17 protein-coding genes are annotated in these 18876 nt (G+C 72.9%); 5 read left to right on the plus strand and 12 right to left on the minus strand.

The genetic code is table 11. The features are described 5' to 3' along the window. Nucleotides 1-112 precede the first annotated feature (112 nt). From ftsL to CFRA_RS08000, 5 genes are all read right to left on the minus strand, one after another. Entirely contained in the window at nucleotides 113-841 is a 729-nt protein-coding gene (gene ftsL / locus CFRA_RS07980; RefSeq protein WP_156887988.1) for a cell division protein FtsL, read from the minus strand. Continuing rightward, on the minus strand, nucleotides 838-1860 hold the full coding sequence (gene rsmH, locus CFRA_RS07985; protein WP_075664960.1) for a 16S rRNA (cytosine(1402)-N(4))-methyltransferase RsmH: 1023 nt from the start codon (nucleotides 1858-1860) through the stop codon (nucleotides 838-840). The genes ftsL and rsmH overlap by 4 nt, the downstream gene beginning before the upstream one ends. 354 nt (nucleotides 1861-2214) lie before the next feature. Then, on the minus strand, nucleotides 2215-2649 hold the full coding sequence (gene mraZ / locus CFRA_RS07990; RefSeq protein ID WP_075664213.1) for a division/cell wall cluster transcriptional repressor MraZ: 435 nt from the start codon (nucleotides 2647-2649) through the stop codon (nucleotides 2215-2217). A gap of 710 nt (nucleotides 2650-3359) precedes the next feature. Next, a complete protein-coding gene (locus tag CFRA_RS07995; protein ID WP_075664214.1) occupies nucleotides 3360-3782 on the minus strand; it encodes a DUF3040 domain-containing protein in 423 nt (140 codons plus the stop codon). Nucleotides 3783-3872: 90 nt separating this feature from the next. Beyond that, nucleotides 3873-4295 (minus strand): SAV_6107 family HEPN domain-containing protein, encoded by a 423-nt coding sequence (locus tag CFRA_RS08000; RefSeq protein ID WP_075664215.1) that lies wholly within the window; start codon nucleotides 4293-4295, stop codon nucleotides 3873-3875. A 197-nt stretch (nucleotides 4296-4492) separates the two neighbouring features. Here CFRA_RS08000 and CFRA_RS08005 point away from each other — a divergent pair, with 197 nt between their 5' ends. The 3 genes from CFRA_RS08005 to CFRA_RS11450 all read left to right on the plus strand — a co-directional run bounded on the left by CFRA_RS08005 (nucleotide 4493) and on the right by CFRA_RS11450 (nucleotide 8023). Continuing rightward, entirely contained in the window at nucleotides 4493-5086 is a 594-nt protein-coding gene (locus tag CFRA_RS08005; RefSeq protein ID WP_075664216.1) for a GNAT family N-acetyltransferase, read from the plus strand. A 46-nt stretch (nucleotides 5087-5132) separates the two neighbouring features. Next, nucleotides 5133-6221 (plus strand): polyprenyl synthetase family protein, encoded by a 1089-nt coding sequence (locus CFRA_RS08010; RefSeq protein WP_075664217.1) that lies wholly within the window; start codon nucleotides 5133-5135, stop codon nucleotides 6219-6221. Between the two features lie 62 nt (nucleotides 6222-6283). After that, entirely contained in the window at nucleotides 6284-8023 is a 1740-nt protein-coding gene (locus tag CFRA_RS11450) for an alpha-(1->6)-mannopyranosyltransferase A (protein ID WP_083667054.1), read from the plus strand. Between the two features lie 18 nt (nucleotides 8024-8041). Here CFRA_RS11450 and CFRA_RS08020 read toward each other — a convergent pair whose 3' ends face one another. Further along, nucleotides 8042-8407: an Rv2175c family DNA-binding protein gene (locus tag CFRA_RS08020; RefSeq protein WP_075664218.1), complete on the minus strand. Its 366-nt coding sequence runs from the start codon at nucleotides 8405-8407 to the stop codon at nucleotides 8042-8044. An 83-nt stretch (nucleotides 8408-8490) separates the two neighbouring features. On the opposite strand from CFRA_RS08020, the gene CFRA_RS11455 reads away from it, so the two are divergent. Continuing rightward, nucleotides 8491-11037 carry a protein kinase domain-containing protein gene (locus CFRA_RS11455; protein WP_083666908.1) on the plus strand — a complete coding sequence of 849 codons (2547 nt, stop codon included), beginning with the start codon at nucleotides 8491-8493 and terminating at the stop codon, nucleotides 11035-11037. 117 nt (nucleotides 11038-11154) lie between these two features. On the opposite strand, the gene CFRA_RS08050 is transcribed toward CFRA_RS11455, so the two are convergent. Then, entirely contained in the window at nucleotides 11155-12543 is a 1389-nt protein-coding gene (locus tag CFRA_RS08050) for a class II 3-deoxy-7-phosphoheptulonate synthase (RefSeq protein WP_075664219.1), read from the minus strand. Nucleotides 12544-12684: 141 nt separating this feature from the next. Beyond that, nucleotides 12685-13248: a polyadenylate-specific 3'-exoribonuclease AS gene (locus CFRA_RS08055; protein WP_075664220.1), complete on the minus strand. Its 564-nt coding sequence runs from the start codon at nucleotides 13246-13248 to the stop codon at nucleotides 12685-12687. A 244-nt stretch (nucleotides 13249-13492) separates the two neighbouring features. Here CFRA_RS08055 and CFRA_RS08060 point away from each other — a divergent pair, with 244 nt between their 5' ends. Next, entirely contained in the window at nucleotides 13493-14932 is a 1440-nt protein-coding gene (locus CFRA_RS08060) for a glycosyltransferase 87 family protein (RefSeq protein WP_075664221.1), read from the plus strand. A 272-nt stretch (nucleotides 14933-15204) separates the two neighbouring features. On the opposite strand, the gene CFRA_RS08065 is transcribed toward CFRA_RS08060, so the two are convergent. The 4 genes from CFRA_RS08065 to CFRA_RS08080 all read right to left on the minus strand — a co-directional run bounded on the left by CFRA_RS08065 (nucleotide 15205) and on the right by CFRA_RS08080 (nucleotide 18854). Beyond that, nucleotides 15205-15387, minus strand: coding sequence for a hypothetical protein (locus CFRA_RS08065; RefSeq protein WP_075664222.1), 183 nt, complete (start codon nucleotides 15385-15387; stop codon nucleotides 15205-15207). Next, entirely contained in the window at nucleotides 15380-16615 is a 1236-nt protein-coding gene (locus tag CFRA_RS08070) for an acyltransferase family protein (protein ID WP_169842176.1), read from the minus strand. Before CFRA_RS08070 ends, CFRA_RS08065 begins: the two co-directional genes overlap by 8 nt. Before the next feature lie 273 nt (nucleotides 16616-16888). Beyond that, nucleotides 16889-17728: a lysophospholipid acyltransferase family protein gene (locus CFRA_RS08075; protein WP_075664224.1), complete on the minus strand. Its 840-nt coding sequence runs from the start codon at nucleotides 17726-17728 to the stop codon at nucleotides 16889-16891. A 139-nt stretch (nucleotides 17729-17867) separates the two neighbouring features. After that, nucleotides 17868-18854, minus strand: coding sequence for an ROK family protein (locus tag CFRA_RS08080; RefSeq protein WP_075664225.1), 987 nt, complete (start codon nucleotides 18852-18854; stop codon nucleotides 17868-17870). Nucleotides 18855-18876: the final 22 nt, after the last annotated feature.

Here is an 18876-nt window from a genome sequence, read left to right on the forward strand (position 1 = left end):
GGCCGGCCCGGTCGGCGGCGGCCTCCCCGCGTGTCCCAGGACGTCACAGCCCCTTGGTCACCTCACTCGGCCTACTCGATGGTCCTCTGTCGGAATGGACGCGACGCGCCCCTCAGCGGGCGATGCCCGCCTGGTACGGCACCGGGTTGGACCGGGCGGCGGGGTTGTCGCCGGCCTCGGCCTGCCCCGGGGTCTGCCCCTGCGGGACCGGCGCGAGGTTCTCGGAGAGCCCCTGCGTCTTGTCCGGGCTGCTGGAGGCGGCCTTACCGCGGGGGCTGTCCCCGTTGACGTCAATGATAGGCCGCGTCTCCTGCTCCGCCGGGCGACGCTCGGAGACCTCTCCGTTCTCGTCGACGGCGAGGACCCCGGCCTGCAGCGGCACGCCGAGCTTCTCGCCGGCGGCACGCTCGGCCAGCCCCGCGGTGGAGCGGGCGTCCTCGAGGTCGCGGTCCAGGGTCTCGATCCGGTTGTCCAGCTCCGCCTCCCGGGCGGTCAGCTGCTGGATCTCGAAGGTCTGCTGGGTGCTGAGCCCTGAGAGCCACATGGACACGCCGACGCCGGCGATGAGCATGCAGAACGCGAGGGTGACCATGCGCCACCAGCGCGGGTCGGCACGCTGGGTGGCCACGCGCCGCCCGCGGACCGAGACGACCTGGCGGGAGCCGAGACGCCCGGACGGCCGGCGGGTGGCGCCGTGCCGGTCGAGGCGCCCGCGACGCCCGGGGCTGGGCTCGGGGGCCGGGACGGTGCGGCGCGGGCGCTCGTCGTGGCGGGGCCGCGGGGGCGCGTACGCCGTGCCGGCGGCGGTACGGGGACGCGACGTGACGGAAGTCGGGCTCATCGGGTCTCTCCCTCGGGGTTGAGGCGTTCCAGGGCACGGACGCGTACCGAGGCGGCACGCGGGTTGGCGGCGGTCTCCGCCTCGTCGGCCTTCTCAGCGCCGTGGGTGACGGCGCGGAAGTCCGGGGCGGTGCCCGGCAGGTCGACGGGCAGCCCGGGCGGGGTCGTGGACGTGGTCAGCTCGCGCACCGCGTGCTTGACGATGCGGTCCTCCAGGGACTGGTAGCTCATGAGCACCGCACGGCCGCCGGGGTGCAGCCGGTCGGTCGCCGCGGGGATGGCCGCCTCGAGGGCGTCGAGCTCACCGTTGACCTCGACGCGCAGGGCCTGGAAGGTGCGCTTGGCGGGGTGACCGCCGGTGCGCCGGGCGGGCGCCGGGATCGTCTCGTAGAGGAGCTCGACCAGGCGGCCGGAGGTGGTGAAGGGCTCGCGCTCACGCTCGCGCAGGACCGCCGAGGCGATCTTGCCCGCGAAGCGCTCGTCACCGTAGGTCTTGAGCACGTGGGCCAGCCGACCGTGGTCGTAGGTGTTGAGCACGTCGGCGGCGGTGATCCCGCCGCTCTGGTCCATGCGCATGTCGAGCGGGGCGTCGACCCGGTAGGCGAAGCCCCGCTCGGGGCGGTCCAGCTGCATGGAGGACACGCCCAGGTCGAAGAGCACGCCGGCCAGGCCGTGCTCGGCGGCGATGCGCGCCACGGGGCCGGGAGCGGCGACGTCCTCCGGCGCGGCGTCGTCAATCTCCCCCGGGAGCCACGGGCCGCGCAGACCGTCGGCGACCTCGCCGAGCCCGTCGAAGCGGGTGTGATACGCCTCGAAGCGCGCGCCGAAGCGGGCTAGCCGCTCGCACGCCTCGCCGAGCGCCTGGGTGTCGCGGTCGAGGCCGATGATGTTGAGCTGCGGAAACTCCTCGAGAAGGCGCAGCGTGTGCCCGCCGGCGCCGAGGGTGGCGTCGACGAGCACGGCGTCCGCGCCCGCCGCCTCGACGGCGGGGCGCAGCAGGTCGGTGATCCGGTCGATCATCACGGGGACGTGACCACGGTTGGCGGTCAGCGCGGCGGCGTAGTCCTCCGCGTCGGTCTCGTGCGCCCCGGCCGTGTCGGTGCCGGCGGCGTGGTGCTTCGTCATGGTCGTTCTCCCCCTCTCCCGGGTCCGGGCCACGGATGTCCGTGGACTCGGTTGCTGTCCGTGCTGGTCGGCTGAAGTTTCTTGGTGGTGGTGGGTGGCTGTGGCGGTGTGGTCGCCTGGGCCGCGGGGCTCGCGGGGTGCGTCCAGGGCCCCGCCCGGGGGACCGTTCTGATGTCGGGGAAGTACACCAGAGCCGGTCGACCCCGGACGGAGCCCGTGCACGCGCTCCGCGGGTCGGTGTGCAGTTGTCTACAGCAGGCCGCCGAGGACGTCGTCGGCGTCCGCGGCCGAGAAGGCGTCCTCCGTCTCCCGCTGGTAGGCGGCCCAGGACTCGGAGTCCCAGATCTCGAGGAAGTCGACCGAACCGATGACCACGCAGTCCTTCGTCAGGCCCGCGTACTCGCGGTGCGCCGCCGAGAGCGTGATCCGCCCGTGCCCGTCCGGGCGCTGCTCGTCGGCGCTGGCGGCCAGGTTCCTGATGAATGCACGGGCCTGGGGGCTCGTACGGGAGACCGCGGCGGCCTTACGGGCGCGGGCCGCGAACTCCTCGCGGGGGTAGACCGCGAGACTGTGGTCCTGCCCCTTGGTGATCATCAGCCCACCGGCGAGCTCGTCACGGAACTTCGCCGGCAGGGTCAGCCGCCCTTTGTCGTCGAGTTTGGGCGTGTAGGTACCGAGGAACATCCCGGCACCACCTGCCTTCGCTCGCCGATAAAGAGGATCCGGTTGTTCTTCCACGGAGGCGGAGTCGGATCGACCACCACCAACCGCTGGGCCCCACTTTAACCCACTTCCCCCCACCAGAACGAGAGGGAGCGCGAACTACAGCGACGTCATTTAACGTAGCTGCAGCTAGGAGTATGTAAATCGAAGTGGGGCGGGCGCGTCACCTCAAATCACTTCAGTCACATTAGCCGCATCTTTAACATCGACACATTGCGCTCGGTCTCGCACCAACTCCCCCACTGCCGTCAAAAATCCCCACGAGCCAGCTTCCACAACAGATTGCATGGCCCAAAAGCCCAGGAAAGCCGTCGATCGGGGCGGCGCGGGCCGGAAACCCGGACGCACGAGACGTCACGCGCGCCGGCGAGGAGCGGGAGGTGGGGCAAAGTGGGGGATCCGGGTGGGGCGAAGTGGGGCGCGGCCGCGACCAGCGCCGAGAGCTCCGTGGCGGGCGCCCCGGACGGCCGGCATCCCCGAACGCCCGACATCCCCGACCGCCGGCGCCCCGGGCAGCCGGCATCCGGGGCAGCCGGCGCCCCGGGCGGCGGGCGCCCCGGACGGCCGGCACCTCAACGCATGAAAAAAACCGGCCGATAACATCTCGTCATCGACCAGTCAGGAAAGCCGTCCTCATGAACGGACGGGAAGCTCCAGGAAGCTCTAAGGGGTCAGCGTCCCTCGAAGCGGCGGCGGAAGTCATCCTCCATGCGCTGGCTGAAACCGGAGCCGCGCCGGCCCCCGCCCGTGGCCGCGCGGGTGCGCGAGCGGGCCCCAGAACGCGAAGAGGTCCGCGCGCGGCCACCCGCGCCGCCGCCGCGCAGCATCCAGATGCCGGAGCCGAGCATCACGAGGAAGCCGGCGACGCTCAGCGCGATGAACCACAGGGACTGCTGGGCGAGCATCGCGCCGCCGAGCAGCATCAGAAGTCCGAGCACGCCGAGAGCCACACCGCGCAGGGTGATCGACCCACCCGGGGCACCCCCGGTGAAGCCGGAGTCGTCACCGACCGACGACCCGAACTTGGGGTCGTCGGCGAGCAGTGACTCCTCGATCTCGCGCAGCGTCTGCTGTTCCTGCTCAGAAAGCGCCACAATTCCTCCACGTGAGTTCTTGGCCGGGACGTCGGTCACTGGACACAACGCCCGACCGAGGTGGAAAGTTCCCGCCGCGCCCGATGAGTCTCAGGCGGCGGCGAGATCCCCCTCGCCGTACTCGATCTCGGCGATGAAGTCAGCGACCGCGGCGATCAGCTCGTCGACCACGACCTTGTCCACCCCCGATTCTAGCCCCGAGAGCACACGGGACCGCAATGTCGAATACCCCGAAAGACGTTTGGCCCACACCTTCTCCCCCGGCCCAACCAGACTCAGCCGGTCCCAGGCCCCGGTGGGCAGGCGGCGCCGCCCGGCGACCGGGGAGTCGGCCACCCGGGCGCCGGCCGCCCGCAGGCCGGCCTGGTAGGCGTACTCGAGAGCCTCGCGCAGGCGCCCGGCGGCGCGCTCGCGGGCCGCCTGGGCCATCAGGCGGGAGGCCTTCGCGAGGAACAGCGCCGAGCGCGACGGACGGTTCGAACGGTAGGCGGTGGCGGAGATCAGCTGCGGCATCGTGGGTCACCTCGTCGCTTTCTTTCGTGCTCTCTTCTGCGGTTTTCCTTATGTCGTAGACGGTATTCCCCCACCGCGACACAGCCGCCCGCGAGTTCACACACATGTTCGATTCCGTTCGAATAAACACCCCGCCACCCCGGCCTCCCCCACCCCCTCACGTGCCGCGGGGCCGCCGGCCGTGGTTGCATGGGCCCATGACCGTATCCCTGCGCCGCCTGACGGTTCCCGAGTTCCATCTGCTCGCCCCCGAACTCGTGGACATCTACATCGACGCGATGGGCTACGACCCCGCCATCCGCTCCGGGCGTATCGCCGTGTGGCGCCAGGAGTGCCGCCTGGCTGGCTTCACCAGCGTCATCGCCACCGAGAGGACCGAGCGCGGCGAGTTCATCACCGGCATGGCCTACGGCTTCTCCGGCACCCCACGGGTGTGGTGGCACCGCCAGGTGATGCGGGGCCTGAAGCCCCGCGGCCTGGAGGACCTGGGCCGCGACTACTTCGAGCTGGCCGAGATCCACGTCGACCCGCGCCGCCAGTCCCGCGGCACCGGGCGCGGGCTGCTGCGCGAGCTGGTGTGGAACCAGCCGCACCCGCACGTCCTGCTGTCCACCCCGGAGGTGGAGAACGAGGCCAACGCGGCCTTCCACCTCTACCGCTCGGCCGGTTTCAGCGACGTGCTGCGCGACTTCCGTTTCGACGGAGACTCGCGCCGCTTCGCCGTGCTGGGGGCTCCGCTGCCCCTGCCGGGTCACCCGGTAAGTTTGGGGGCGGACCAACCCCGCCGCTGACGCCCCGCGTGGCGGCTCCCCCGGGAAAGGACGGCAGCTGAAAGCCATGACGACACCGGACGCCCGCACTCTCCGGCCCGCCGAGGTACCCGCCGCGGTCACGGAGGTCCTGCGCGAGTACATCTCCGCCCGCACCCCCGACGCCGCGAAGGTCGGCGAGCCGGTCGCCCGCGCCGTCGGGCACCTGAGCCGCTTCGTCCTCGGCGGCGGCAAGCGCGTGCGCCCCCTCTACGGCTGGGTCGGCTTCACCGCCGCCGACGGGCTCGCCGGCGACGAGGACCCGCAGGTCGTGCTGCGCGCGGTCAGCTCCCTGGAGTTCATCCAGGCCTGCGCGCTCATCCACGACGACATCATCGACGCCTCGGACACCCGCCGCGGCGCGCCCACGGTGCACCGCGCCGTCGAGCGCCGCCACCACGACGGCGCCTGGCTCGGCGACGCCGGCCACTTCGGCGAGTCTGCCGCGATCCTCACCGGCGACCTCGCCCTGGTGTGGGCCGAGGACATGCTGCAGGACTCCGGGCTCTCCGACGCCGCGCTGCGCCGCGTGCGCGAGCCCTGGCGCGCGATGCGCACCGAGGTCATCGGCGGCCAGCTGCTCGACATCGCCCTCGAGGCGCTGGGCAGCGAGGACCCCGCCGACGCCGACGCCGTCAACCGCTTCAAGACGGCGGCCTACACCATCGAGCGCCCCCTGCACCTCGGTGCGGCACTCGCCGGGGCGGACGACGCGACCGTCGACAAGCTGCGCGGCTACGGCCGCGACGTCGGCGTCGCCTTCCAGCTGCGCGACGACCTCCTCGGTGTCTTCGGCGACCCGGAGGTCACCGGCAAGCCGGCCGGCGACGACATCCGTGAGGGCAAACGCACGGTGCTGCTGGCCCTGGCGCTGGTCAGCGCCGACGCCTCCGATCCGGAGGCCGCCGCCCGGCTGCGCGCCGGCATCGGCTCGGCGGACCCCGAGGTCATCGCCCGGGTCACCGACGCGATCGCGGCCACGGGCGCGCGCGAGCAGGTCGAGGAGCGCATCGGCGCGCTGCTCGAGTCCGGCCTCGCGCACCTCGACGGCCTGCCCGCCGAGACCTGCGACGTGCTCTCCGACCTGGCGGTGCGCGCCACCGCCCGCCACCGGTGAGCGCCTCGCCGGTCGGCGTGCCGGCACGCTTCGGCGCCCTCCTGGACCGCCTGCCCTCGCCGATGATCCTCGGCACGGTGGCCACCGTGCTGATCGCCGCGTCCTCCTTCGGGGCGGGCGCCATCCGCAACCGCGGCGGGGTGCTCGACGCCCTGGGCCTCAACGTGCTCGCCTACGGGCACGCGGCCGGGGTGTGCGGCTCGATCCTGTGGCTGGGCATCTTCCTGCTGGTCCCCGCCTGGATCCTCGCGGGGCGGCGCACCGTCTTCGCCGGGCGCGCAGACGCCGGCGCTGACGCAGCCGACGGCGACGCGCGCGGCGTCGGAAATCTCGCCCGCACCTTCCTGGGGCCGCTCGCCGACGACCGCCGCCTGGGCGCGGTGGTGCGCGCCACCACGGCGTGGACGCTGCCGCTGCTCCTGGCGGCCCCGATCCTCTCGCGCGACGTCTACTCGTACCTGATGCAGGGCGCGATGCTGCGCGACGGCTTCGACCCCTACACGCAGGGCGCGGCCGCCAACCCGGGGCCGATGCTGCTCGAGGTCTCGCACGACTGGCGCAACACCACCACCCCCTACGGGCCGCTGCATCTGTGGCTCGGCGAGGGCATCACGCGCCTGGTCGGCGACAACATCACGGCCGGCGTCGTGCTCTACAAGCTGGTCTCCGTGGTGGGCATGGCCGCGATCCTGTGGGCCGTGCCGCGCATCGCGGCCCGGCTGGGCGCCGACCCCGCGCTGGCGACCTGGCTGGGCGCGGCCAACCCGGTGATGGTGCTGCACATGGTCGGCGGCATGCACAACGAGTCGCTGATGGTCGGGCTGGTCAGCCTGGGGCTGGTCGCCGCGCTCGACCGGCGCTTCGTCGCCGGCGTGGCGCTGATCGCCGTGGCAGTCTCGCTGAAGGCGACCGCCGCGATCGCGCTGCCCTTCGTCGTCTGGCTGGCCACCCGCCACCTGGGCACCAGGCTGACCCGGCGCGTCACCGACTCGGACACCGCCCGGCGCGCCACCGGCCCGGACTCCACCGCCCCCGACACCACCGACAGCACCACCGCGTCCTCCCCCGACACCGCCACCGACCCCGACGTCGCCGACCTGCCGCTCTCGGCGATCCCGCGCGGCCGGGCCTTCGGCGCGTTCCTCGGCGCCGGCGCGGCGTGCACGGCCGGCACTGTCGCGGTGATCTCCCTGGTGACCTGGGCCTCGGGCGCGTCCTGGGGCTGGCTCGCGGAGATCTCCGGCAACTCGAAGGTGATCAACCCGCTGAGCCTGCCGTCGCTCCTGGCCGGCCTGGTCACCGACAGCGTGCGCGTGCTCGACGACTCGTTCACCTTCAACGCGCCGCTCGGCGTCTTCCGCACGATCGGCAGCGTGCTGATGCTGCTCGGCCTGGTCGTGGTCTGGTGGCTCTTCCGCGAGACCGACCGACAGGCCGTCCGCGGCATCGCCGTGGCCTACGCGGTCGCCTTCGTCTTCAACGCGGTCTCGCTGCCCTGGTACTACGCCAGCCTGCTGACCCTCATCGCGGTCACCCCGGTGCCGCGCGCGCTGGTGCAGTGGACCGCCGGTGTCTCGGTGGTGCTCGCCGTCGCCTTCACCGGCTCGGGCAACCACCAGCTCTACAACGTGGCCTTCATGGCGATCGCCGCGCTGTGCGCCTGGGTCGCCGTGGGTGCGCTCGCGGTGCCGGACCGCTCCCCCGTCAACGCCGCGCCGACGCGCGGCGTCGGAAAGCAGGCCCCCGCCCGACCCGGGGCCGGGAAAACCGGCGCCGGGAAGACCGACGCCGGCGCACGCTAGGCCAGGGCTGAGGCGAGGCTAGAACGCCATCGCCTGGGCGCGGCGCATGACCTCGCGGGCCTTGTGCCCGTGCAGGGCGTCGACGGGGCGCCCGGGCAGGGTGTCGTCCTCGGTGAAGAGGTGGCGCAGGATGGCCTCGTCGTCGTAGCCGCCGTCGGAGAGCAGCGCGATGACGCCGGGCACGAACTTGTTGACGCGCTCGGCGTCGAAGAAGGCCTCGGGCACGGCGGTGGCGCCGTCGGCGCGCACGGCGATGATCTTGTGCTCCTTGAGCAGGTCGATGACCCTGGTGACCGGCACGTCGAGGCGCTCGGCGGCCTCCTCGAGGAGGAGCAACGGCTCGTCGGCGGGCAGGGCGTCACGGGAGGTTGTCTGGATACTCACGGCACCGATTCTAAACTGTGCGCCCGCCGCGCGGCCCGCCTCCGGTGTTTGCCGCGGCGGCGCCGTCCCCCATACTGGTAGCCATGAGTCATCTCGAGATCGGCGACATGCTCGAGGGGCGGTACCGCATCGACCACCCCATCGCGCGCGGCGGCATGTCCACCGTCTACCGCTGCGTGGACATGCGCCTCGCACGCGCGGTCGCCGTGAAGGTGATGGACGACCGCTACGTCGACGACCCCGTCTTCCGCCACCGCTTCCGCCGCGAGGCCCGCGCGATGGCGCAGCTGACGCACCCCAACCTCGTCGGCGTCTACGACTTCGGTTCCGACGGCGACGTGATCTTCCTGGTCATGGAGCTGATCACGGGCGGCACCCTGCGCGAGCTGCTCGCCGAGCGCGGGCCGATGCCCCCGCACGCGGCCGCCGCGGTGATGCGCTCGGTGCTCACGGGGCTGGCCGCCGCGCACTCGGCGGACATGATCCACCGCGACCTCAAGCCGGACAACGTGCTCATCGGCGCGGACCACTCGGTCAAGCTCGCCGACTTCGGCCTGGTGCGCGCAGCGAGCGTGGCCACCGGCCGCACCGACAAGATCGTCGGCACGGCCGCCTACCTCTCCCCCGAGCAGGTGCGCGGCGACGAGCTGACCCCGGCCAGCGACGTCTACTCCGCCGGCGTGATGCTCTTCGAGCTGCTCACCGGCACCACGCCGTTCAGCGGCGGGACGGCCCTCGAGCACGCCTACGCACGTCTCGACGACGACGTGCCCGCCCCGTCCAGCCGCATCAGCGGTGTGCCGGGGCTCTTCGACGAGCTCGTCGCCGGCGCCACCGTGCGCGAACCCGAGCAGCGCTTCCGGGACGCCTCCGAGTTCCTGGAGGCGCTTGACGACGTCGCGCGGGAGCTGTCGCTGCCGACCTTCCGCGTGCCCGTGCCCCACGACGCCGCCGCGCACCGCGCGGCGGCCGTGCCCACGGACACCACCGGGCTGGCCGGGGTGCTCGCCCCGACCAGTGTGCTGAGCTTCCGTGACCCGGACAGGCGGGCCCCGGGCTCCGAGGACGACACGACGCTGCTCGCCGCCGACGGCGGGGACGGCGCGGACGAGGACGCCCTGGACGACGACCGCTTCGGCGGGCGCGACGAGACGGTCTTCGACGCCGAGGGCTACGACGCGGAGGGCTACAGGGCCGAGACCTATGACCCCGACGGCTACGACGCCGACGGGCACGGCCCCGGGGACCGCGACTCCCGCGATCCGCGCGACGCGGACTGGGGCGGCCCCGACGCGCCCGGCGGACCGGTGGGCCCGGGTCCGGGCGGCTACGGCACCGCGCTGCTGCCGGCGGCCGGCGACCCCTACGGCGCCGACGGCCGCGGCCCCGGCTACCCGGAGCACGGCACCGCCGGCTACCCCGCGGCCGGCGCGGACGGCTACGGCGGCCCCTACGACGACCGCCACCCGGACCGCTACGCCGGCGACCTCCCCGCGGACCACGACGACGCCCTCCCCGACGAGGAGGGCCGGGCGACGCGCGCGGAGAAGCCGCTGTCGAACCGTTCGCCCTGGCGGCTGGCCGCCTGGCTGACCGTGGTCGCGGTCATCCTCGCCGCCGTCGCCCTGGGCGGCTGGTGGCTGGGCTCGGGCCGCTACGGGGAGATCCCCCAGGTCATCGGGCTCGACCGCTCGAGCGCGGTCGCCCAGGTCGAGCAGGCCGGCTTCTCCGCGGTCACCCGCGAGGTCTACGACGACGACATCCCCGTCGACTTCTCCACGGGCACCGAGCCGGACTTCCCCGACCGCGAGGTCCGCGGCCGGGAGGTCACCGTGCTCGTCTCCCAGGGCCGGCCCACCGTGCCCGAGATCCAGGAGGGCGCGAACCCGGCGCGCTACCAGCAGCTGCTCACCGAGCGCACGCTGAACTGGGAGTACGGCGAGGAGGTCCACTCCGACGACGTCGCCGAGGGCGACCTGGCCAGGACCGAGCCGGCCGCCGGCAACGCCGTGCCGGTCGGCTCGACGGTCACGCTGCACCTGAGCAAGGGCCCCGCCCCGGTGGAGGTCCCGCACGTGGCGGGCATGTCCACCGGGCAGGCCACCGACGTGCTCGAGGGCGCGGGGCTGAAGGTCTCCGGGATGACCGAGAAGTTCGACGCGGAGACCCCGGCCGGCCACGTCATCTCCACCGACCCGCCGACGGGCACCGCCACCACGCGCGGGTCCTCGGTGCAGCTGACGGTCTCCAACGCCGTCGAGGTCCCGGACGTCGTCGGCGAGAAGATCGACACGGCGCGCACGAAGCTCGCCGACGCCGGGCTGACCGTCAACGTCGAGCGCGACGACTCGCGCACCGCCGACAGCGCCGACGAGGTGCTGGCGGTCTCCCCCTCGGCAGGCGACCTTGTCGACCCGGCCGACCCGCAGGTCACCGTGACGCTGCCGGGCAAGGTGAAGGTGCCGCGCGTGGTGGGCAAGAAGGCCGCCGACGCCCGCGAGGCGATCGAGGAGGCGGGGCTGAAGCCCTCGCCGGCCTCCGGCGGCGGCCGGGTCTACCGCCAGTCGCCGCGCGCCGGCGGCACCGCCTCCCCCGACGACACGGTCAACCTATCCACCACCGGCGACTAGGACACCTCCGGGGTGCCCCAGGCACCCCGGACGCGACGACGCCGGCGGTGCACGCACACGCGCGCACCGCCGGCGTCGTCAATTGGGCCCCACACGACGGGGCGGGGCCCGCCGCGCCTAACGACGCAGCATCTCGGCGACCAGGAAGGCCAGCTCGAGGGACTGCTGGGTGTTCAGGCGCGGGTCGACGGCGGACTCGTAGCGGCCGGGCAGGTCGACGTCGGTGATGTCCTCGGCGCCGCCGAGGCACTCGGTGACGTCCTCACCGGTCAGCTCGATGTGCAGGCCGCCCGGGTGCGTGCCCAGGCTGCGGTGCACCTCGAAGAAGCCCTGGGCCTCGTCGAGGATCTTGTCGAAGTGACGGGTCTTGTAGCCGTTGGAGGCGGTGAAGGTGTTGCCGTGCATCGGGTCGCACTGCCAGACGACCTTGTGGCCCGACTCCTCGACGGCCTTGACGATGCCCGGCAGGACCTCGCGGACCTTGTCGTAGCCCATGCGCGAGACGAAGGTCAGGCGGCCGGGCTCGTAGTTCGGGTCGATGCGGTCGGCGTAGGCGACGGCCTCCTCCGGGGTGATCGTCGGGCCGATCTTCAGGCCGACCGGGTTGGCGATCAGGGCGGCGAAGTTGATGTGGAAGTCGTCGAGGCCGCGGGTGCGCTCGCCGATCCACAGCTGGTGGGCGGAGAGGTCCCACAGGCGCAGGTGGCCCTCCTCGTCCTCGTGCAGGCGCAGCATGGCGCGCTCGTAGTCGGCCAGCAGGGCCTCGTGGGAGCAGAAGACCTCCGCGGTGCGCAGCGAGGAGTCGTCGACCTGGCAGGCCTGCATGAAGCGCAGGCCGCGCTCGATCTCCTTGGCCAGCGCCTCGTAGCGCGCGCCGGCCGAGGACTTGGCGACGAACTGGCGGTTCCACTCGGTGACCCGGTAGAGGTCCGCGGTGCCCGAGGCGGTCAGGGCGCGCACGAGGTTCATCGCGGCGCCGGCGTTGGCGTAGGCGCGCACCATGCGGGCCGGGTCGTGGCGGCGGGCCTCCTCGGTGGGGGCCACGCCGTTGACGATGTCGCCGCGGTAGTTGAGCAGCCCGTTGGCGTCGCGGTCCGAGGAACGCGGCTTGGCGTACTGGCCGGCGATGCGGGCGACCTTGATGACCGGGGTCGACGCGCCGTAGGTCAGCACGACCGCCATCTGGAGCAGCGTCTTGATGTTGGCGCGGATGTGCGGCTCGGTGTTCGACTCGAAGGTCTCGGCGCAGTCGCCGCCCTGCAGCAGGAAGGCCTTGCCGTTGGCGACGTCGGCCAGCTGCTTCTTCAGGCCGTAGACCTCGGGGGCGACGACCACGGGCGGCACCGACTCGAGGATCTTGCGCACCTGGTCGGCGTCGCGCCGGTCCCAGCTCGGCTGCTGGTGGGCCTCGCGGGAGATGACGTCCTCCCACGCCTCCCTGATGCCGTCCGGCAACGGCGGCAGATCCGGCAGGGCTTCTTTGGGGATGTCTACAGTCCAGCTCACGCGATTCATTAAAGCATGTTGGCCCCGAAAGGAATCAACCGCGTCACCCGGCGCCGCCCCCGCGGGTGTGCCCGAGGGCCCGCCCCGGCGGCTCAGGCCCGCCACGGTGGCTCAGGCGTGTCCGCCTCAGGCCTGTCCCGCTCAGGCCTGTCCGGAGTGGCCGGGGTGCGCGCCCCCGCGCAGCACCCGGTTGTCCTCGCCCAGGGGCAGGGCGGCCACGCAGCGGCGGAACTTGACCAGGTTGAACCGGGCGTCGACCAGGGCGTCGTGGGTGCCGCGCGGCGGGTCGGGCAGGCTGGGCCGGCCGGCCATCTCCCAGAGCTGCTTGAGCTCGCGGGTGTAGCGCGGCATCGAGCGCGGCAGCCCGGACATGTCACCCCACAGCTGGGCAAGCACGACGTGGTCGTAGGCGCCGACCCAGGCCCACAGCTCGGGGTGCAGCCGTTCGCGGCGCGGCACGCCCTCGCCGGAGGTGAGGAACTCCATCAGGTCATTACGGATGCGGGCGCGCGGGCGCCACGCGCGGTCCTCGGGCGGGGGCAGCTGCGGCAGCACGTGCTCGCGCACCCACGGGTTGGCCCGGGACGGGTCGAATTCGGTGGAGACGGCGTAGAACTCGCGGCCGTCCTCGGCGACCACACCGATGGAGACCAGCTCGATGACCCGACCGTCCTCCAGGAACTCGGTGTCGTAGAAGTACCGCAACGGCCCGCCCGCTTCCTTTACTCGTCGTCCGTGTCTCGTCTCGGCGGCTCGGCCGCTCCACCCGCCCCGCTGCGGGGCCGGAGACGATGGCCGTGCTCACAGTCTAGCGGCCGCGTCCCGGTGCGTGGACGACGAGGCGCGCGATCGGTCCGCGGTCCGGCACGCGGCCCCGCCGGGCCGAGACGTCGTCGGACGCCGACCCGGGGCGTCGTCGGACGCCGGCGTTCGCCCTATACTCACCCTGGTGAGCACCGTTCCCGCCCCCAAGCCCACCGCCCGCCGCGACCACCCCATCGCCGGGCCGCCGCGTGGGCTGCTGACCGCCGGTACGGTCGCCGCCGTCATCGTCGCCGTCTACTGGATGACCGACATGCGCGCGCTGCGCGGCGGCGAGGGGCTCGTGTGGCGCCGGCTGGTGGACTTCGGCGTCTACCGCGGCGGCGGCGCCGCCTACGCCGAGGGCCTGCCGATCTACTCGATGGGCTTCGAGACCCAGGACATCGTGCTGCCCTTCACCTATCCCCCGCTGGCTGCCGCGCTGTTCGCTCCGCTGCGGCTGCTGCCCGTCGGCCTCGGCGGCGCGCTGCTGAACCTGGCGAGCGCCGTGGTGCTGTGGGCGGTCATCGCGCTGTTCCTGCGTTCCGCCACCCCGCTTTCCGACGTCGCGTCGCGCCGCTGGGCGCTGGTCGCCGCGCCCGTGTGCGCGTTCCTGGAGCCCGCCTCGCAGACCTTCGACTTCGGTCAGATCAACATCCTGCTGATGGGGCTCGTCGCCTATGACGCCCTGGGCCCCGGGCGCGTGCCGCGCGGGATGCTGGCGGGTCTGGCCGCGGCGGTGAAGCTGACCCCCGCCGTGTTCGGCCTGTACTTCCTGCTGCGCCGCGACTGGGCCGCCGCGGCGCGCATGGTGGCCACCGCCGTGGCGCTGACGCTGTTGTCCGCGCTGCCGAACTTCGCGGTGTGGAGGGAGTACTGGTTCTCCGCGCTCGGCTCCCCGGAGCGCATCGGCGGGCTGGCGTACTCGACCAACCAGTCGGCCACCGGCGCGATCGTGCGGCTGACCGGCGACCAGCAGACCGGGGTGTGGCTGGTGGCCGTGGCCGCCACGATCGCCGCGGTCACCGTCTCCGGGATTCTTCTCGCCCGTCGGTCCCGGAACGCTGGGGCGAGCGCTGCGGCGAGCCCTGCGACGGCGGCTGTGCCCGGGGCCGGGATCGCGGCGGACGCCGACCCCGGTGCTGCCAACGCCGGCGCCGGTGCCGCCGACGTTGGCGCCGATGGCGACGCCGCCGCGGAGCGCGCGGTGCCGGGCGGGGCGGCCCCGGGAACGCTCGTGCTCGTCTCGCTGGTCGCGCTGGTGTGCTCGCCGGTCTCCTGGTCGCACCACTGGGTGTGGCTGATCCCCGCCGCCCTCGTCACCGCGCTCTCGGGCACGACGGCCGGGCGGGTCTGGGCCGGGCTGGCCGTGCTGGCCATGGCCGTGCAGCCGCACACCTGGCTGCCGCGCGGCAACAACGTCGAGATGACCTGGTCGATCTGGCAGCACCTGGCCGGCTCCAGCTACCTGCTGCTGGCCGTGGCGCTGATCGTGCTGGCGTTGCTCAGCCCGCGCGTGCTGCTCCGGCCGGGGGCCTCTCGCGGCGAGCAGGCGGCAGACGCCGCACGCTCGGCGTCCACCGCGTAACCGGTAAACGGAGCAGGCCCGGCGCCTACCGCGTAGCCGGCAGGCGGCGCAGGCCCGGCGTCCACCGCGTAACCGGCAGGCGACGCAGGCCCGGCGCCCACCGCGTAACCGGCAGGCGACGCAGGCCCGGCACCCACCGCGTAACCGGCAGGCGACGCAGGCCCGGCACCCCCACGTGGAGCCGGATGGCGACACCGACGGGCACGCACGACGCGCCCAGAGCGAGGGAAACGCCCGCGGTGACCACCGCGGGCGTCGTCAATTGCGGGGATTCAGCTCTCCCGGGTGCGCTCGCCGGGGACGGGCACGAACATCGCGGCGATGATGAGGACCACCGCGACCGAGCCGACGAGCTCCTTGTGGAACTCGAGGGCGGCGAGGATGACGTAGGCCAGCGTGAAGACCACGACGAGGGCCAGCCGGACGATCAGGATCCTCTTGGCCTTGTCAGTCATGTTCCCGCCTCCCGGTGGACTGTCCGATTCGCTGCGTGCCCGCGGAGTCCTCCCGGGCGCTGTGGTGCCGGTGCGCCCGGGCGAGGATACGCTGCCGCAGTGGCTCGATGGCCGGCGGCTTGAGCGACCAGCCGATCACGGGCACCCGGGCCAGCGCCCAGAGGGCGAAGGAGCCCACCGCGGCGGCGACCATGCCGACGGCCAGCCACACCCCGGTGCGGGTGGCGAACTCGCCGCCGCCGGTGCCGATCTCCATGCCGTCGGTGGCCAGGAACATCGGGGTGAACACCAGCGTCAGGGCGATCGGGTGGCCCAGGTAGATCGGCAGGGTGTGGCGGCCGACGAACTGGAGGAAGCCCGAGACGAACGGGATCTTCGACAGCGCGAGCGCGCCGAGGACCGCGGCCGGGAGCATGAGCATCTGGCCGACGGCACGCACGACGATCCACATCTCGTCGGGGCGGACGAACGCGCCCGGCCACAGCGGCCAGGCCACCGGGTCGAGGCCGAAGTCGGCGACCAGGCGCCACACCGCGTAGGCACCGAAGCCGGCGATGTAGAGCGCGACGGAGGCCACGACCTTGACCGGGGCGACCGGCTCGGTGGCGAACTGGCGGATGGCCAGGCTGAAGTGGACGCCGACCATGAACACGGGCAGGAACATGATCGCCTGGGCGACCGCGGTGAACTCCTGGTTGAGCGGCAGGATCAGCAGCGGGGTCAGCGTCAGGGCGAGGGCGGCCCACCGCGGCAGGCGGCGGGTGGCCCACAGGAAGATGTTGAAGGCGATCAGTGCCCAGAGGAACCAGTACATGTTCTCGCTGGAGAAGACCGCCCCGACATAGGTCCAGGGCCCGGGCATCTCCTGGTCGAAGAGGAGCTCCCACTGGCGGCGCTTCAGCGACATCTCGACCGGCGTCCACAGCACGTAGGGCACGATGAAGAACCAGAGGCGGCGGCAGAAGAGCTCGCTGAAGGACATCCGCATGACCTTCGCCGAAAAGAGGCCGCTGACCAGGAAGAACAGGCACATCCGCAGCGGGTCGAGGACGTGGTTGACGCCCGCGAGCGCGGTCTCCATGCCGTTGGGGACCTCGAGGCAGACGTGCAGGACGACCACGCCGATGATCGACAGCCCCTTGGCCACGTCCGGCCAGGCCAGGCGCACTTTCTTGCGCTCAGGAGCCACTGCGGAGGGCCCGGTGGCGGGCCGGGACGCGTGGATCATGAGGGCTCCCCTTAAGGTGGCTGTGCTGGACATGCGGCGGCGCATGCGGCGCCGTGCGTGGGTCACAGGATAGCCGCAGGAACCCTTGCGGGGAAAACGGCTCGGCGGGCCCGGGGCATGCGGGCCGCTTTATCCGCGTGGGCGAACGCCCTGGTGGGCGGGGTGCGCGGGCCGGTGCGGGGCCTCGTGCGCGTCACTGTGGGGAGTGTTCCCCACCGCCCGCTCCGGTGCCGGCGTGGGTGGTGTGACCGGCACCGGCGTGGCCGGTGCGCCCTAGTCGGCGTCCTTCTCGGCGCCGTTCTCGGCGGCCTTCTCCGCGTCCCGGGCGGCGTGCTCGCCGTTCTTCGGGTAGTGGCCGGGGCGGCGGGCGGCCGGGTCGCCCTTCGGCTCGGTGCCGGCGGGGTAGCCCTTGCCGGCCTCGAGCGAGGCGCGCACCTCGGAGGCGTAGGCGTCGACGTACTCGTAGCCGGTGATCTTGGAGAGCGTGTGCATGACGTAGTCGGTCAGCGCGCGGGCGGTCTCATGGTCCGCGGGGTCCATGCGGCGGTTGCGCGCCCAGGCCAGCGGGTCGATGCCGGCGCCGACGATCGCGCGCACCTTGTGGGGCCGCGGGAAGGTGGTGCCGATCGGGTTGGCCTTGCGGGTGTCGACCATGCCGACCGGGATGATGATCTCGCCGGTGGCCAGGGCGATGCGCGCCATGCCGGTGTGGCCCTTGTAGATGCGGCCGTCGGGCGAGCGGGTGCCCTCCGGGTAGACGCAGAACAGGTCGCCGCGGTCGAAGACCTTCTGGGCGGCCGCGGCCATCGTCTCGCCGGCGTCCTTGGCCTGACGGTCGACGGGGACCTGGCCGACGGTGGTGAAGAACCACCGCTTGACGGCGCCCTTGATCCCCTTGCCGGTGAAGTACTCCTTCTTGGCCGGGTGGGTCAGCTGGCGGTCGCACAGCAGCGGGAAGTAGAAGGAGTCCATGACCGCCTGGTGCGAGGAGGCCAGGATCGCGGAGCCCTCCTCCGGGATGTTCTGGCCGTTCTCCAGGACCGGACGGTTCCACACCCGCAGGAACGGTCCCATCAGGATGTACTTGAACGTCCAGTACCACTTGTTATGCATAGCTCTCCCTCGTTGCCCCGCGCCGGCGCGGGGGTTTCGGCGGTCGGAGTGCACGCGTTGCGCTCCTTGGGTCACGTGCCCGCGCGGCCCCGTGCTCCTGCGACGCGGCCGCGTTGGCCACATGGTCGCACGAACCAGGTCACGGTCGCGCGGCGCGACGCGCCAGATCGGACACACCGATCATACCCGCGTCGGCGCCCAGCTCCGCGACTGCCACGCGTGCGGTGGGCCGGTATCCGGTGCCCACCACGCCGGACTCGAAGGACTCGATCGACTCGGGCAGGTAGAGGTCGGCGTCGCGGGAGACCCCGCCACCGAGGAGGATCAGCTCCGGGTCGAAGAGGTCGCCGATCACGGAGAGCCCCTGGCCGAGCCAGTCGGAGAAGTCGTCGACGACGGCCTTGCCGGCCGGGTCGCCGGCGCGGGCGGCGGCCATGACCTGCTCGCCGGTGACCGCGGCGGGGTCGCGGCGGACGTGTTCGGCCAGCTCGGAGCCGTGGAAGCGGTGCGAATGGACGATCTCGACCGCACTGACGACGAGCGCGGTGCCCGAGCAGTAGCGCTCCAGGCAGCCGAGCTTGCCGCAGGGGCAGCGCCGCCCGCCCGGCACCACGGTCAGGTGGCCGAGCTCGGGGGCGGTGCCGTAGGCGCCGCGGAAGATCTCGCCGTCGTGCATCTGGGCGGTGCCGATGCCGGTGCCCACGGCGAAGAGCACCCAGTCGCGCACCCCCTTCGCGGCGCCGAAGCGGTACTCGCCCCAGGCCGCGGAGTTCGCGTCGTGCTCGAGGCGCACCGGAAGGCCCAGGCGGTCGGCCAGGGTGCGGCGCACCGGGGCGTCGCGCCAGGGCAGGTGCGGGGCGAAGCGCACGGTCTCACACTCGGCGTCGAGGAAGCCGGCGATCGCGACGCCGACGGCCTCGATGCGGTTGCGCGCGGAGAGCTCGTCGACGAGGCGGACGATGCCGTCCTCGAGGCCACTGGCGGTCCCCGAGGAGGCCATGGCCGCGGAGTCGACGATGCGGCCGGCGGCGTCGACGACGGCGGCGCGCAGGTTGGTGCCCCCGATGTCGAAGCCGACGGTGAGGCCTTTGAGGGCCTGGGCGTCGGTGCGCGGGCTCGCGGTCATGTGCGGGTCGGCCTTTCCGGTC

The sequence above is a fragment of the Corynebacterium frankenforstense DSM 45800 genome (assembly GCF_001941485.1).
In the GTDB taxonomy this organism is placed as follows: Bacteria; Actinomycetota; Actinomycetes; order Mycobacteriales; family Mycobacteriaceae; genus Corynebacterium; species Corynebacterium frankenforstense.